The following is a 15916-nucleotide window of genomic DNA, read 5'->3' as shown; positions in this document are numbered from 1 at the left end:
AGTCGAGCTTGCGCTTCACGCCGTCGCGCACGTAGACGTGGCAGGCGACGCCGTAGGTTTCGACATCGGCCTCGCCGCCGTCGAGCGTGACGAGCTGGTTGTGCACGTGATGCTGGGTCGCTTCGTAGCGCTCGATCACGCGCATGCCCGCGACGATCGCGTCGCGGTCGTCGAAGCGGAAGCCGGGGCCGGCCAGGGTGGCATCGGAGGTGAAGAGTGCGGTGAGGCGTGGCCAGTCGCGCCGGTCGACGGCTTGCGCGTAGCGGCACGCCAGTTCGTACAGCGCGTGGCGGGGATTGGAATCGGTCATGCGTGGGCTCCCGTGGAAGAACGGAACGCGTCGGCCGCGCGAGGCGGGCCGACGCGGCGGCATTGCGACGTCGACGCGCAGGTTCGCACCGGGCAGGCCGGGATTCATCATCCATACGGAGCAGGGCGAGGGTCGGGGAAAACACCGGGGCAGGCCGTCACGCGTTACGTGAAGGTGCATGGATGGTGCGGCGCAGCGACCGGTGCGCGACATGCGTCTGACGATTCGTGCGGCCGGCTGCGACTGGCGCACGACGTATCGCGTTTCATCCACGTGGGCGAAGCCGGAGCGCGCGATGTTGCGATGCGTCAGGTCGCGCATCGTCCGCTCAGCGTTTGCCCCTAGTCGAAACGGACGATGGCCGGCGGCCGGGCGCTGGCTACCGTGCAGTCATCCGGTGCCGCATGCGATGCACGCCGGACACGAACCGCACCAGCGGACAACCGGAGGGGACGACGATCATGAGACTGACGACTCGCAAGCTGTGCGTATTGGCGATAGGCACGTTCGCTGCCATGGCGATGGCGCGATACGGCGCCGATCAGGTCCCGTCGCCGCCGTATGCAGCCGGCATCCTGCAATGCCGCTCGGTCGACGCGAACGGCCTGCCGACCGGTTGCGTGCCGATCGATCCGTCGCACTTCGGTTTCGCCGCGATGCGCGGCATGTGACGCCGGCACGGCCGCGCGCCGCACAGCGCGGAAGCCGTGGCGGCGCGATGGCGTACGGATGCTTTCGCTACGCCCACGGTTGAATCGCCGCGCGGCGATCCCGCTTCACGCGGTTCGACTTCATCCGGACATGTGACGGTGGGCGTTCTGCACGCGCGCCGTTGTACGTCCGTCTCGGCAATGGGGCCCGCGGAGACATCCGCGTCAGGCCCTCGCCACCCCCACCGCTTTCCGCAGACTTCCCCAACGCTGACCCATTTCTCATGTCATCCGACTATTCCCTGACTCACCCCCTGAATGCCCGCGACGTGCATCGCTGGGATGCCGAACACGATGTCGTGATCGTCGGCTTCGGCGCGGCCGGCGCCTGCGCGGCGATCGAAGCCGCGAGCGCCGGCGCCGACACGCTGATCGTCGAGCGCGCGTCGAGCTACGGCGGCACGAGCGCGCTGTCGGGCGGCGAGATCTACCTCGGCGGCAGCGGCGGCACGCCCGCGCAGCGGCAGGCCGGCTTTACCGACGACACCGAGGATCTGTACCGCTACCTGATGCTGGCCGGCGGCCGCGACGCCGACGACGCGAAGGTGCGCCTCTACGCGAACGAAAGCCTGGCGCACCACGACTGGCTCGTCGCGCAGGGCCTCACGTACAAGAACACGTTCATCGCGGAGCGGATCGTCGAACCGGAAACCGACGATTGCCTGATCTGGTCGGGCAGCGAGGAAGCCTGGCCGTTCAGCGAGGCCGCGAAGCCGTGCCCGCGCGGGCACACGCCGCAATGGCCGGGCTGGGGCGGCGGGCAGATGCTGATGCGCGTGCTGGCCGAACGCGTGGCGGCGCTTGGCGTCGCGACACGCTACGACACGCGCGCGCTCGCATTGATCGTCGACGATGGCGGCGCGGTGCGCGGCGTCGTGCTGCGCGCCTATGGCGAAACGGCATTCGTGCGGGCGCGTCGTGCGGTGATCCTGTGCGCGGGCGGCTTCGCGATGAACCGCGACATGGTGCGCCGGCATGCGCCGCAGTTCCTGCGCTCGGACGAACCGATCGGCAGCCCCGGCGACGACGGCTCGGGCATCCTGCTCGGCCAGAGCGCGGGCGGCGCGGCGATCCACATGGATCAAGGCTTCGTCAGCCTGCCGTTCTACGCGCCCGAAGCGCTGATCAAGGGGATCTTCGTGAACGCGCGCGGCCAGCGCTTCATCAACGAGGATGGCTATCACGGCCGCACGGGTCATCACGCATTTCACCAGGCCGACGACCGGATCTACCTGCTCGTCGACCAGGCGACGTATCAGGAGCCGCCCGCGATCGCGCGGATCGGCATCGCGGCGGCCGGCGAAACGTGGGAGGAAGTCGAACGCGACCTGCAGATGCCGGCCGGCACGCTGACGGCGACCGTCGACGTCTACAACCGCCATGCGGCCGAAGGTGTCGATCCGCTGTTCCACAAGGCGAAGAAGTGGCTGCAGCCGCTGATCGAGCCGCCGTTCGTCGCGCTCGATTGCCGGATCGACTATGCGTTCTATCCGCACTTCACGCTCGGCGGGCTCGACACGCTGCCGACCGGGCAGGTGGTCGATGCATCACGCGCGCCGGTGCCGGGGCTCTATGCGGCGGGCCGTACGACCTGCGGGCTGCCGCGCTGGGGCGCCGGGTACAGCTCGGGGCTGTCGCTGGCCGACGCGACGTTCTTCGGCCGGCAGGCCGGGCGTCACGCCGCGCAAGTGGAGTGCGACGCAGTGCGCCGCGCCGCGTAGCGTTTTCAGGCCGGAAATGAACGACGCCCCGGGCAATCGCATTGCCCGGGGCGTCGTCGTTTCAGGCAGCCAGGCTGCCAATCAGTCAGGCCAGTCGGCGCCTAGCCGAGATCGAGCGCATTCGTCAGATCACCCGGCGGCGTCGCGCCGCGCGCGGCGAACGCCTTGTTGCGCGCGACCACGCCGTCGAGCGGTGCGAGCCCGTGCACGCGGCTGATGAAGCGCAGGATCGAGTTCGTGTCGTACAGCGTGTGATCGACGAAACCCTTCTTCGCGAACGGCGAGATCACGAGCGCCGGAATCCGCGAGCCCGGCCCCCAGCGATCGCCTTCCGGCGGCGCGACGTGATCCCACCAGCCGCCGTTCTCGTCATGCGTCATCACGATCACGGTGTTGTCCCATTGCGGCCCGCGCCGGATATGGTCGATCACGGTCGCGATGTGACGGTCGCCCGATTCGATGTCCGCGTAGCCGGCATGCATGTTCAGGTTGCCCTGCGGCTTGTAGAACGTGACGGCCGGCAGGCGGCCCGCGTCGATGTCGGCGATGAGGTGATTGGTCGACGGCTCGTCGCCGAGCCCGGCGTCGCGCAGATGCTTGCCGCGCGCGTCGGTACCCGGCGCGTAGTTCACGAAATAGTTGAACGGCTGGTGGTGGTACTGGAAATCGGGCACGTTGCCCGTGTCGCGATGCTCGAGCGCGTACTGCCACGCACCGCTGTACCACGCCCAGTCGACGTTCTTTTCCGACAGGCGATCGCCGATCGTCGCATAGCCCTGCGGCGGCATCACGCGATGGTCGGCCGGATCCGCATACGCGGCGTTGCCCGGATCGGGCGGCGGCACGTAGCTCGGCTGGTACGGCGGCGCCATCGTGTTCACGCCATAGCCGTCCGGCGTCAGCGGGCCGTCGGCCGCGAACTTCGGCGGGCCGTCGAGTGCTGACGCCGGAGAATGGTCGGCGAGCTTCAGGCGCGTACCGGTGGGATCGTCGCCTTCGACCTTCGACAGCAGTTTCGCCGCATGCGGATGCTTGTGCGCATCCGGATACAGCGGCGGCTGCGCGGAGATCAGGAACATGTGGTTCATCCACGAACCGCCGAAGGCCGCCATGAAGAAGTTGTCGCACAGCGTGTATTGCCGCGCGAGATTCCACAGCCGCAGCGTGTCGGCCGAATTGCGATAGTGGCCCATCACGAGGCCGCCCGAATCGGCCCACGCGGCGAACTGGTTGTTGCGGCCCGCCGCGATCTGCATCTGGTTCTGGTAGAAGCGGTGCCACAGGTCGCGCGTGATCACGCCGTTCGGCAGCGCCTTGCCCTGTGCGTCCGTAATCAGGAACGGCGCATTCGGCAGCTTGTCGATGTCGCGCTCGGCGATCGCGTAGCGCTTGCCGTCCACTTCCTGCGCCTGCGGCACGAGCCCGCCCCAGATCTTCGGCAAGACGGGCAGCGGCGTCTTGCCGTCGCGATCGAGCTGCTGCGCGTGTTCGGGCCGCACTTCGCTCAGCGGATGGCGCACGCCCGGGAAATCGCCGTACAGGTTCGCGAAGCTGCGGTTTTCCGCGTAGATCACGACGATGTGGCGCACGCGCTGGCGCAACGCTTCATCGATGCGCAGGTCGGCGGCGGAACGCGGCGCGCTGCCTGCCGTGGTTTCACAGCCGCTGAGCGCGACACCCGCACCGAGCGCGGCGAGGCCGCCGAGCACGCGGCGGCGGTCGGGATCGGCGGGAAGGTCGTCGGGGCGATCGGGGGTGTCGTTCACGTCGTGGGTTCCTCGAATGGGCGGGTGGACGGGGGCGTGATGCGCGGCGGCGTCGCACAGGCTGCCGCGTCGCGGGATGGAAAGCAACGGCCCGTGTTGCGTCCGGGCAGGTGCGATGCATCTGTCACAAAAATGTCACGAATGCGACTATAACGCGGCAACGGGGGCGGATGAAAGGTGTTTGTCGGACGATTCGAGTCGCGCCTCGGGCGATGCGCGACGCGCGCGCGCGAGCTAGACTGGATTCAGGGGCGGCGCGTCGCAGCGTGCCGCCCGGGCGAGGATCGCCCGACGGCGCCGGCCGACGGCGTCGTCGCGGTGCCATAGATGCGACGAACGAGGCGATGAAGCGAGGCGACGATGGCGCGCATGAAGGCCGCTTCCGCATGGCCGCCGATGGCGCGCGCCGGCTGCGCGCGTGCCCGCACACGTCCGCCGTGCCGCGCAACGCAAGCGTAGCGCGCACGTCCGGCCCGATGCCATGGACAGGAAATTCGACTACCCGGGATTGCTGATCGCGGCGGGCTTCTTCGTGCTGTTCGCCGCGCAGTTGCTGATGTTGCATCCGACGTCGGCGTCGATCGCGTACAGCGATTTCCACCGGCTCGTCGCCGCACGGCTCGTCGACGATCTCGAAGTCGGCCCCGTATCGATCTCGGGCACGCTGAAGATGCCACAGGCCGGCACGATGCTGCCGGCGTCCGAAGTGGCGGCCGTGCAGCAGGGCGGCGCGCCGTGGCGCTTCACGACCAACCGCGTGACCGACGAGCACCTGACCGACGCGCTGACCGCCGCCGGCATCCGCTATCACGGCGCGCCCGACACGAGCTGGATCGCATCGCTGGCATCGTGGCTGCTGCCGCTCGTGCTGTTCGTGTTCATCTGGAACATGATGCTGCGCAAGCGCGGCGGGCTGCAGGATTTCACCGGGATGGGCAAGAGCCGCGCGCGCGTGTACGTGCAGCAGGAAACCGGCATCACGTTCGACGATATCGCGGGCATCGACGAAGCGAAGGCCGAGCTGCAGCAGCTCGTCGCATTCCTGCGCAACCCCGACCGCTACCAGCGGCTCGGCGGCAAGATCCCGAAGGGTGTGCTGGTGGTCGGCGCGCCGGGCACCGGCAAGACGCTGCTTGCGCGCGCGGTGGCCGGCGAGGCGGCTGTGCCGTTCTTCTCGATCAGCGGCTCGGCGTTCGTCGAGATGTTCGTCGGTGTCGGTGCGGCGCGCGTGCGCGACCTGTTCGAGCAGGCGCAGCAGAAGGCGCCGTGCATCGTGTTCGTCGACGAGCTCGATGCGCTCGGCAAGGTGCGCGGCGTCGGCCCGATGTCGGGCAACGACGAACGCGAGCAGACGCTCAATCAGTTGCTCGTCGAGATGGACGGCTTCCAGGCCGGCTCCGGCGTGATCATCATGGCCGCGACGAACCGCCCGGAGATCCTCGATCCCGCGCTGCTGCGGCCGGGCCGCTTCGATCGCCACATCGCGATCGACCGCCCTGACGTGAATGGCCGCAGGCAGATCCTCGGCGTGCACGTGAAGCGCGTGAAGCTCGCGGCCGACGTCGATCTCGGCGAACTTGCGTCGCGCACGCCGGGCTTCGTCGGCGCGGATCTCGCGAACGTCGTCAACGAGGCGGCGCTGCATGCGGCCGAACTCGGCAAGCCGGCAATCGGCATGGCCGACTTCGACGAGGCGATCGACCGCGCGTTGACGGGCCTCGAGCGCAAGAGCCGCGTGATGAACGCACAGGAGAAACTGACCATCGCGTATCACGAGGCCGGACACGCGCTCGTCGCGGAAAGCCGCACGCATTGCGACCCGGTGAAGAAGGTGTCGATCATTCCGCGCGGCGTCGCGGCGCTCGGCTATACGCAGCAGGTGCCGACCGAGGATCGCTACGTGTTGCGCCGAAGCGAGCTGCTCGACCGAATCGATGCACTGCTCGGCGGCCGCGTGGCCGAAGAACTCGTGTTCGGCGACGTGTCGACGGGCGCGCAGAACGATCTCGAACGCGCGACCGCGATGGCGCGCCACATGGTCATGCAGTACGGGATGAGCGAGAAGATCGGGCTCGCGACGTTCGACGACGGCGATGCGCGCCAGGGCATGCCCGGCGCATGGCATGCGGGCGACGGACGCTGCAGCGAGCACACCGCGCGGATGATCGACGACGAGGTGCGCACGCTGCTGACCGACGCGCATGCACGAGTCGCGACGACACTCGGCGAACGCCGCGATGCGCTCGAACGCATCGCACGCCGACTGCTGCAATGCGAGGTGCTCGAACGTGACGCACTGCAGGCGCTGATCGACGGGCGCGACGAACCATCGTCGGCAACGACGGCGGCGCCGGACGACGAAGCCGGCGCACGCGGCGGCGCGGTCGAAACGGAGCAGGCGTCAGCAGTCGAGCGCGATTTCGTCGCGTACGGGCCGCCACGCGAACCCGAGCGCTGAAGATGCCGCGAACCTGCGAGCGGCGCGCGTCGAAGCGACTGCGTGCCGGCATTCCTTTCCCCGTTGATCTCCACGGAGTCGCCATGAGCGAGGCGCACGTATCGGTCGATGTCGCGCAGCAGGCGCGTTTCTGTTTCGAAGTGGTATTTGCCGGCACGACGCTGGCACCGGTGCTCACCGACGAACCGCCGCCGCTCGGCGACGGACGCGGGCCGAACCCGATCCGGTTGTTGGCCGCGGCCGTCGCGACCTGTCTCGCGGCGAGCCTGCTGTTCGCGCTGGAAAAGCAGCATGTCGATCCGCAGCCGATTGCCGCGCATATCGACGTCGACATGGTGCAGAACGAAGCAGGCAGGGTGCGGGTGGGCGCGATGTCGGTACGATTGTCGATCGGCAAGACGTGGGCCGATCTCGCGGCCGCGACGCGCGTGCTCGATCAGTTCGATGCGTATTGCGTACTGACGGAGAGCCTGCGCGAAGGCATTCCGGTTTCGGTCGATCTGTGCGACGTGAACGGCGCGGCGCTCGAATACGCGGCGACGGACGCGTGAGCGCGCGTCAGGATTCGGTCGCGGCCGCGACTTCGGCTGCTTCGGCGAGCGCGTCGAGAAAACGCGTGCGCCACCAGTGCACGTCGGTCTTGCGCACGATCGCCATCAACGCCGCGTGACGCTGGCGGCGTTCTTCGAGCGGCATCGCGAGCGCGCGCTGGATCGCCTGCGCGGTGCCTTGCGTGTCGTACGGATTGACGAGCAGCGCCGACTTCAACTGCTCGGCCGCACCGGCGAAACGCGACAGCACGAGCACGCCCGGATCGGCCGCGTCCTGCGCGGCGAGGAATTCCTTCGCGACGAGGTTCATTCCGTCGCGCAGCGGCGTGACGAGTGCGACGCGGCTCGCGCGATAGAGGCCCGGCAGGCGCTTGCGCGCAACGGTGCGGTGAATGTAGCGCATCGGCATCCACTCGAGCTCGCCGTAGTCGCCGTTGATCGCGCCGCACAGGCTGTCCATCTCGCGCCGCAGGTCGTCGTACGCGCCGAGATCCTCGCGGCTCGGCGCGGCGATCTGGATCAGCGTCGCGCGGTTGCGGTTCTCCGGATACTGCTCGAGCAACTGGCGGAACGCATGCACGCGCTGCGGCAGCCCCTTCGTGTAGTCGAGCCGGTCGACGCCGACCAGCAGCTGGCGGCGCGAATACTCGTCGCGCATCCGCTCGAACATGTCGATGCCGTCGCGATCGCGTGCGAGCGATTCGAACTCGTCGACGTTGATGCCGATCGGGAACGCGCCGGCCGACAGCGTGCGGCCGAACGCGCGCAGGCGGCCGTCGGGCAGCCGCGCGGCGCCGGCTTCCGCTTCGACGTAGTGCTCGAAGTGGAGCAGATCCGACTCGGTCTGGAAGCCGACGAGATCGTAGGCGAACAGCGAGCGCATCAGCCATTCGTGTTCCGGGATCGCGGCCATGATCGGCGGCGGCGGCATCGGGATGTGCAGGAAGAAGCCGATCGGATTCGTGCAGCCCATCGCGCGCAACTCGGCGGCGAGTGGAATCAGCTGGTAGTCGTGGACCCAGATGGTGTCGTCGGGCCGCAGCAGCGTGCGCAGCTTGCGCGCGAACAACTGGTTGACGCGCCGGTAGCCGTCGGCGAAGCGGCGGTCGAACTGCGCGAGATCGAGCCGGTAGTGAAACACCGGCCACAGCACGTTGTTCGAATAACCGAGGTAGTACGCGTCGTAATCCTGCGGGTCGAGATCGATCGTCGCGAGCTGGATGCCGCCGACGTTCTGGATCTGCACCTCGTCGCCATGCGTAGGCTGATCGTCGCCGCCGCGCAGCCTCCCGCTCCAGCCGAACCAGACGCCGCCGGATTCCTGCAGGCTGTCTTTCACGGCGACGGCGAGCCCGCCGGCCGCGGCTTTACGGGGATCTGCAATGCGATTGGATACGACGACGAGTCGGCTCACCAGCTCTCCTGACGATTGTTGGGGGAATGGTTCGTGCGGCCGTGGCGCGAGAAGCAGACGCCGCCATCGACGCGCGGTGCGCGCAACGATGGGGCCGCAATGCGATCGGACGGGAGTCAGGGCACGCGATTCGCCGTCCGAACGGGGAGTGCTTTTTTAAGCATACTCGTCATTCGTTCGTTTTAAAAGTCTGCATCGGCGAGCGACGCGCGTGCGAATGCAGCGCGATCTCCATGTCGCCGGTGTGGCAACGCGCGATACACGGGCGGGATCGAAACTTGCGCAGAGTTGCAAACGCAGCGTGCGTCATGCGATGCGGAAGCGGGCGCATCGCGTGCGATCGTGCGTGACGATGTGCAGGTCAGAACGCGCGCACGAGGCCGCGCCGGTCGGTAGAAACGACCGTCGATGCGGCGGCTGCGCCGACGCGCGACCTACACCGAGCTACACGTAGGCGTGCCGCGAGCGCGCGACGCGAATCGGCGACGCGCGACGTCGTGGATGCGAACCGGCCGCGCCGGACGGTGACGATGCGCAGCAGCACCGCATGCCGCGTTCGGCCGCGCGTCGCGCGGTGCGCGCAAGCGTGACGCAGGCAGTGCGGTGGAACAGCGTGCGCATCGTCGCCTCCTTGCGGGATCGGTTACGCGGTGGCCGGTTGCCAGTGAGGCGCGACGGGCTCTTGCGCGTATGCGCCCGGCGACGTCACGTGCGTGCCGGACGGCATCCGGAACGCGGCAACCGTTTCGGACAGCTCGCGGCCCTGCGCCTCGAGCGACTTCGATGCGGCCGCGGCCTGCTCGACGAGCGCCGCGTTCTGCTGCGTCGTCTCGTCCATCTGCGTGATCGTCAGGTTCACCTGGTCGATGCCGCGGCTCTGCTCGGCCGACGCGGCCGCGATCTCGCCCATGATGTCCGTCACGCGCGCAACGGCCTGCGTGACGTCCGACATCGTCTTGCCGGCTTCGCCCGCGAGTTCGGAACCGTCGCGGATCGTCTGTACCGACGCGGAGATCAGTTCCTTGATCTCCTTCGCCGCCGTCGACGAGCGCTGCGCGAGACTGCGCACCTCGCTCGCGACCACCGCGAAGCCGCGACCCTGTTCGCCGGCACGTGCCGCTTCGACGGCCGCGTTCAGCGCAAGGATGTTGGTCTGGAATGCGATGCCTTCGATGATGCCGGTGATGTCGGCGATCTTCGACGAGCTGTGGCCGATCTCCGTCATCGTGTCGACCACGCGGCCGACCACCGAGCTGCCGCGCTGCGCGACGTCCGATGCGTTCGCGGCGAGCGAGCTGGCCTGTTGCGCGTTCTCCGCGTTCAATCGCACCGTCGACGTAAATTCCTCCATCGTCGCGGCGGTTTCCTGCAGCGACGCGGCCTGTTCCTCGGTGCGCTGGCTCAGGTCGAGGTTGCCCGACGCGATCTCGCTGACCGCATGCGCGATGCTGTTCGACGAATCGCGCACGCGACCGACGATGCCGATCAATCGCTCGTTCATCGTTCGCAATGCTTCGAGCAGATCGCGCGTCTCGTCGTTGCCGCTCACGTTGATGCGGCTGCCGAGATCGCCGTTCGCGACCGTGCGCGCGACGTCGACGGCCGAGCCGATCGGCACCGTGATCTTGCGCGTCAGCCACAGGCCGCCGCATGCCGCGACCATCACCGCGATCAGGCAGATGCCGGCCAGCAGGTTGCGCTCCATCACATAGCGATCCGCGAATTGCTGCGCGATCGCGAGTTCGCGTTCATGCGTATAGGTCGCGTATGCGTCGGTGGCGCGCACCAGTTGCGCGAGCAGCGGCCGGCAGTTGTCGTCGATGTCGGCGGTCGCCTCGTCCTTCTTGCCGGCCTGCGCGAGCCCGACGATGCGCAGTGCAACGGGCCCGTAGCTGCCTTCGATGCGCACGATGTCGCCCACCAGTTCGCGCGCGCGATCGGAGGTGTCGGTCGCGTTCGCCATCATGTCCTTGAGCTTTGCGAGATGGTCCTGCACGTCCTTGTGCGCCTGGTTCACCTCGGCCAGTTCGAGCGCGAGATCGGACGGTTTGGTCACGAGTACGAGGTTGCGCGCGGCGATCGCGCGCCGGTCGACCGCGGTGCGGATTTGCGCGGAAAGGGTCGCCCGCGCGTTGATGCCGTTCATGTAGCGGGAAAACTCGGCGTTCGTATCGGATAGCGCCTTGAGTGCCATGCCCGACACGATCACGACGACCGCGGCGAGCAGGCCGAAGCCGCCAAGGAGTTTTGTTTTGATGCTCATTCTGGCGATTTTCACAGTGTGCCTCTGTGCGTGTGGTTGACGAATTGAAATTATTGTTCGACCAGATACGGGCTCGTGCCGGCATTAACGGGTATACCGGATGATTCTTTACCCGTTGAAAACCCTGATATTAGTTTTTTTAGCACTGGAAACCTTACCAGGCGGGCGTTCTTGATTTCGATCAAAACCCGCCAGCGCGCCCGTGATTCAAAGGTTTATACGTGGAATTTGAAACCGGTTTTCTTGGGTGAAACAAAAAAAGTCTTTTTGCTAATAATCGTCTGATGAATTTGTTTCGATTTATGGGTGAATAAAAGGATTTCTGTTGGAAACTAATTGGGGATGGAACCGATAGGCGCCATCGGTGTGTGCCGCGCGATTGGCGGTAATGGCCGGCAAGCGGAAATTCGCGGCGCAGTGGGGGCGCCGGAAAAGAGGCCCGCGGCGGGCGCCGCGGGCCATGAGAGGGTCAGAACGTGGTGCGCAACCCGGCCATCACGCTGCGGCCGCCTTCCGGTGCGAAGCCGCGCACGACCGAAGTCGAATAACGGATCTCCTGGTTCGTCAGGTTGTCGCCGCGCAGGTACGCGAGCCAGTGCGTCGGGCCGACGCGGAACTTGTAGGTGAGCATCACGCCGAGCGACGTGTAGCCATCCGTCGAGAAGTCGTTGTCGGGCACGCGGTTCTGCGACCACGCATGCGTGACCTGCGCGCGTGCGCCGAACGGGCCGTAGCCGTAGTCGGCCGCGAGCGTCGCGCGCAGCGGCGCGATACGCGGCAGCGGCTGGCCCGTGTCGACGTTGCGTGCGTGCGTGTAGTCGGCCGTCAGCTCCAGGTCGACCGTATGGCCGCGCCGCGCGAAGGCGCGCCACTTGCCGTCCAGCTCGATGCCGTAGAACTCGGCGCGCACGCCACGGTAGATCGCCTCGTTGAGCGAGCCATCGGTACCGGGTGCGACCGGTTCGCCGTCGTCGTTCACCACGCGGCCCGTGTTGTACTCGGTCAGGTAGTTCGAGAAGCGGTTGTAGAACACGCCGACGCTGCCGCGATTCGGGCCGCTCGCGTAGCGCAGCGACAGGTCGGTCGACACGGCCTTTTCCTTCGACGCATTCGGGTTGCCGATCAGGAACTGGCCGGTCGCATCGTGCGGGCCGTTCGAATACAGCTCGTAGAAGGTTGGCGCGCGTTCAGTGTAAGCGACGTTGGCCGCGACCGACCACACGGGCGTCAGCGAGAACAGTGCGCCTGCCGACAGGCTGCCCGCGTTGAATTCGCGCGGCTGCGCCCCCGCGAATTTCTCGACGCCGGCCGGATCGGGATCGACCTTCACGTGCTCGAAGCGGCCGCCGAGGCTCAGCTTGAGCGCGGGGACGACCTGCCATTCCTCGAGGCCGAACAGCGCGACGCTGTTCGTGCGCGTGGACGGCACGAGCATCTCGTCGCCCAGCGCGGAGAACGTGTTCTGGCCGAACTGCACGCCGATCGCGCCTTCGAACGGGCCGATCTTGCGATGCGTTGCCTCGATGCGCGCCTCGTAGCCGCGATTGCGGAAGGTGGTCGCGGTCTCGCCGTTGTCGACTTCCTTGTGGCGGTAGTCGGTGTACGCGAAGTCGAATTTCAGCTTCGTGAACGGCCCGCTCAGGTTGCGCACCTCGGACGCGAGCGCGAGGCGTTCCTGGCGCATCCGCAGCCGCACGTCGCTTTCCGCGACGGAGCCGTAGTTCGATTCGTAGCCGCTGTAGGACAGGCCCGCGAAGCCGTCCGCCCACGTGTACGACGCGCCGACCGCGCCGCCGTGCACGCGGCCGTCGCTGTTCGGCACGTTGCCGTACGGCTGCGGCGTGTCGGGGCCGTCGATCGCGCGTTGCGCGCTGCTGCGTGCGTAGCCGGGAATCCGCAGCTTGCTCGTTTCGCGGTCGAACGCATCGATGTGGAACGCGAAGCGGCCGTTGCCGCCTTCGACCTGCGCGGCGCCCGCGCGCACCGAGTTCGCGCCGCCGTAGCGCGCGTCGAGCGCGCCCGTCACGCCCTGGATCGCTTCGCGCGGAATCCGGTTGTCGATCGTGTTGACGACGCCGCCCACCGCATTGCCGCCATACAGCAGTGCAGCCGGGCCGCGCACGATCTCGACGCGTTCGATCGACAGCGGGTCCTGCGGCACCGCATGGTCGTACGACAGCGACGACGCGTCGTAGGCCGCGACGCCGTTCTGCAGCAGCCGGATCCGGTCGCCGTCCATCCCGCGAATGATCGGGCGGCCGACCATCGGCCCGTAGGTGGTGGTCGACACGCCCGGCAGCCCGTTCAGCGTTTCGCCGAGCGAATCGGCCTGGCGGCGTGTCAGCGCATCGCCGGAAAGCTGGACGGTCGGCGCGATCAGCTCGTTGTCGCCGAGCGGGTTCGCGGTCACGAAGATCGGGGCGAGCGGGGTGGTCGGTGGCGTGCCGGACGCGGCGGGTGGTTCGGTCTGTGCGTGCGCGACAGCGGCGAACAGGATCAGCGATAGAGACGAGAGCGGGCGAAGCGGTAGACGAGGGAGGTCGCGCATGGTCGGTGAATCGGTTGGAATCGGATCGGATAACGAGCGATGCGGGTCACGGCTGGATACGATATATTGTTGCGTCTGCGGCGCGCAGTAACCCGTTGGAACATGGCTCGGCGGGGCTCGGCCACCCACAGTGAAACGGCGTCAGGCGGACGAGCACGCGAAATGATATGTTATATCATTTCAAATTCCAAGCCGGATGGCAGGTCGTCGCAAGGTTTCCGTCGGATCGGCGAAAAGGCGGCTGGAGCGGCGGGCCGATCACGGGAAAGGCGGGCCGTGGGTTCGTCCAGTGCACGGAACGCGCGGTGACGTCGACGCACCAGTCCGAAGGGAGTGTGATAGATTTCCGGCGCGGCCAATGTGCCGCGAACGTTCTCAGGGCGGGGTGAAATTCCCCACCGGCGGTAATCGCGCGATTGCGCGTAGCCCGCGAGCGCTTGCCGGCACGCATGTGCGCGGCAAGGTCAGCAGACCCGGTTGGATTCCGGGGCCGACGGTTAAAGTCCGGATGAGAGAGAGCGGGGTTCGTTGCGTACGCAAGGTACGCCGCTTGTCCCTGTGCGCCCATTCAACTCACACAGGACCTATCGATGACCCAACTTGCTTCCCCCTCCCACACTGCCGCTCCGCGTATCGCCTTCGTCCAGTCGTGCTGGCACAAGGAGATCGTCGACCAGTGCCGCAACGCGTTCGTCGACGGACTCGTCAACGCGAACCTGCGCCAGGCGGATTGCGATTTCTTCGAAGTGGCAGGCGCTTTCGAAATTCCGCTGCATGCCAAACTGCTCGCGAACACCGGCAAATACGCGGCCATCGCGTGCGCCGGCCTGGTCGTCGATGGCGGCATCTATCGCCACGACTTCGTCGCGCAAGCAGTGATTTCCGGTCTCATGCAGGTGCAACTCGAAACCGGCGTGGTGGTGCTGTCGGCGGTGCTGACGCCGCATCATTTCCACGGGGCCGAACATGTCGCCTACTTCCACGAGCACTTCCTCGTGAAGGGCGCGGAACTCGCGCACGCGTGCGTCGATACGATCGGCAAGGTCGCGGCGCTGAAGGCGGGGTCCGTGGCCGCTGCGCTGCCGCAGGCTGCCTGACGCCTGGCCGGGCACGTGCCGCTGCGGCGTTTGCGCTGCGGCACGTGAGATCGCGCGTACGGCGTGACCAAGAAGGCGGTGACGACACGGCGTCTTCGCCGCCGCTCAGCGTTCCACCGGAAACCGCTCCTGCAGCACATGCAGCCAGCGCGCGACGACATCGAGTTCGTCGTCGGAAAACCCGTCGCACAGCTTGCCGTTGAGTTCGCGCAACAGCACGCGCGCACGCTTGAGCGCCGCATGGCCTTCGTCGGTCAGGTACAGGCGTGTCGCGCGGCCGTCGTCCGAATCGGCATGACGCGTGATCAGGCCGGCTTTCGCCATCCGGTCGGCGAGCCCCGTCATCGCGGACGGCGCAAGCTGCAGCGCGGCGCCGACTTCGCCGATCAGCGCACCATCCTGTTTCGCAAGGCAAAACAGCGCGCCGGCCTGCGCGGCGCTCGCGCGCGTCTCGGTCTCCGCCTTGCGGTCGATCCAGCGCTGCACGCGCCGCTGGCCGATGTTCAACATGAAAAACAGTCGTCGGTCTTCGCTCAAGCTGGGTTCCCGGCTGCAATGGAAAGGGAGGGACGGCCCGCGGTTCGCGGCGTGTCGAGGGCCTGCGCGAGCCAGTCGGCTACGTCGGGCCACAACACGGTGCCGGGGCGGCTGCGGAAGAAGCCCATGTGCCCGACCGGGCCGCTGCCCGCCGTGTGCGGATCGATCTGGCGGCGTTCGACCGCCGCGCGGGTCAGATAGCTTACCAGCAGCCCGATCGCAGTCGGGTTGGCCCACGGGTCGTCGTCGAAGCCGAGCGCGAGGATCGGCAACTGCTGTTTCGCGTAACGCTCGGCCGCGCCGAGTGTCGGATCGTCGAAGAAATAGTGCGGCAGCGTCGTCCAGCGGCTCCATTCGCGGAACACGCCGGCCGGCATGTCCTCGCCGAGCCCGAGCCGCTTGCCGGGCACGTAGCCGAGCAGCGCCGCCATCAGCGGGCCGAGCACGCGCAGGATCAGCCGCACCTTCAGGCGCTCGGCCGCCTGCGTGATCAGCCGCGTGCTGCCCGCATGCGCGGCGACCAGCACGGCCGCGCGCAGGA

General features: G+C 67.5%; 11 protein-coding genes, 1 pseudogene and 1 riboswitch. Of the genes and pseudogenes, 5 read left to right on the top strand and 7 right to left on the bottom strand.

The annotated features are described in order from the left end of the window. Window positions 1–310 (bottom strand): nuclear transport factor 2 family protein (locus G3N99_RS19655; protein WP_206123232.1); only part of this gene is annotated, 310 nt, incomplete at its 3' end. Window positions 311–771: 461 nt separating this feature from the next. Between G3N99_RS19655 and G3N99_RS19650 the strand changes: the two genes are divergently transcribed. Continuing rightward, entirely contained in the window at window positions 772–981 is a 210-nt protein-coding gene (locus G3N99_RS19650; protein ID WP_089427420.1) for a hypothetical protein, read from the top strand. A gap of 263 nt (window positions 982–1244) precedes the next feature. After that, on the top strand, window positions 1245–2741 hold the full coding sequence (locus tag G3N99_RS19645; protein ID WP_206123231.1) for an FAD-dependent oxidoreductase: 1497 nt from the start codon (window positions 1245–1247) through the stop codon (window positions 2739–2741). A gap of 101 nt (window positions 2742–2842) precedes the next feature. On the opposite strand, the gene G3N99_RS19640 is transcribed toward G3N99_RS19645, so the two are convergent. Beyond that, complete coding sequence (locus tag G3N99_RS19640; RefSeq protein WP_206123230.1) at window positions 2843–4507, bottom strand: acid phosphatase; 1665 nt, start codon at window positions 4505–4507, stop codon at window positions 2843–2845. Window positions 4508–4988: 481 nt separating this feature from the next. Between G3N99_RS19640 and ftsH the strand changes: the two genes are divergently transcribed. Continuing rightward, window positions 4989–6965 (top strand): ATP-dependent zinc metalloprotease FtsH, encoded by a 1977-nt coding sequence (gene ftsH, locus G3N99_RS19635; RefSeq protein ID WP_174988833.1) that lies wholly within the window; start codon window positions 4989–4991, stop codon window positions 6963–6965. 83 nt (window positions 6966–7048) lie between these two features. Beyond that, complete coding sequence (locus G3N99_RS19630; RefSeq protein ID WP_174937714.1) at window positions 7049–7516, top strand: OsmC family protein; 468 nt, start codon at window positions 7049–7051, stop codon at window positions 7514–7516. A gap of 7 nt (window positions 7517–7523) precedes the next feature. Here the strand turns inward: G3N99_RS19630 and otsA are convergent, their stop codons facing one another. The 3 genes from otsA to G3N99_RS19615 form a co-directional block, all read right to left on the bottom strand. Further along, a complete protein-coding gene (gene otsA / locus G3N99_RS19625; protein ID WP_011355125.1) occupies window positions 7524–8930 on the bottom strand; it encodes an alpha,alpha-trehalose-phosphate synthase (UDP-forming) in 1407 nt (468 codons plus the stop codon). Window positions 8931–9573: 643 nt separating this feature from the next. Beyond that, window positions 9574–11193 (bottom strand): methyl-accepting chemotaxis protein, encoded by a 1620-nt coding sequence (locus G3N99_RS19620; RefSeq protein ID WP_174937716.1) that lies wholly within the window; start codon window positions 11191–11193, stop codon window positions 9574–9576. Window positions 11194–11662: 469 nt separating this feature from the next. After that, window positions 11663–13741, bottom strand: a complete 2079-nt coding sequence (locus G3N99_RS19615) for a TonB-dependent receptor (protein WP_206123229.1) — start codon at window positions 13739–13741, stop codon at window positions 11663–11665. Window positions 13742–14108: 367 nt separating this feature from the next. After that, a riboswitch (FMN riboswitch) is annotated at window positions 14109–14265 on the top strand. A gap of 66 nt (window positions 14266–14331) precedes the next feature. Between G3N99_RS19615 and G3N99_RS19610 the strand changes: the two genes are divergently transcribed. After that, window positions 14332–14838 carry a 6,7-dimethyl-8-ribityllumazine synthase gene (locus tag G3N99_RS19610; RefSeq protein WP_206123228.1) on the top strand — a complete coding sequence of 169 codons (507 nt, stop codon included), beginning with the start codon at window positions 14332–14334 and terminating at the stop codon, window positions 14836–14838. Between the two features lie 105 nt (window positions 14839–14943). On the opposite strand, the gene G3N99_RS19605 is transcribed toward G3N99_RS19610, so the two are convergent. Together G3N99_RS19605 and G3N99_RS19600 are read right to left on the bottom strand one after the other, a co-directional pair. Further along, the gene (locus G3N99_RS19605; RefSeq protein WP_174937722.1) at window positions 14944–15375 is read right to left on the bottom strand and encodes a MarR family transcriptional regulator; all 432 of its coding nucleotides are present in this window, start codon (window positions 15373–15375) and stop codon (window positions 14944–14946) included. Then, window positions 15372–15916: pseudogene (locus G3N99_RS19600) on the bottom strand (alpha/beta hydrolase); the annotation flags it as partial. The gene G3N99_RS19605 and the pseudogene G3N99_RS19600, both read right to left, overlap by 4 nt.

The sequence above is a fragment of the Burkholderia sp. Ac-20392 genome (assembly GCF_017104585.1).
In the GTDB taxonomy this organism is placed as follows: Bacteria; Pseudomonadota; Gammaproteobacteria; order Burkholderiales; family Burkholderiaceae; genus Burkholderia; species Burkholderia lata.
Note: the sequence above shows the minus strand (reverse complement) of the source record. Positions and strands in the feature narration are given on the sequence as shown.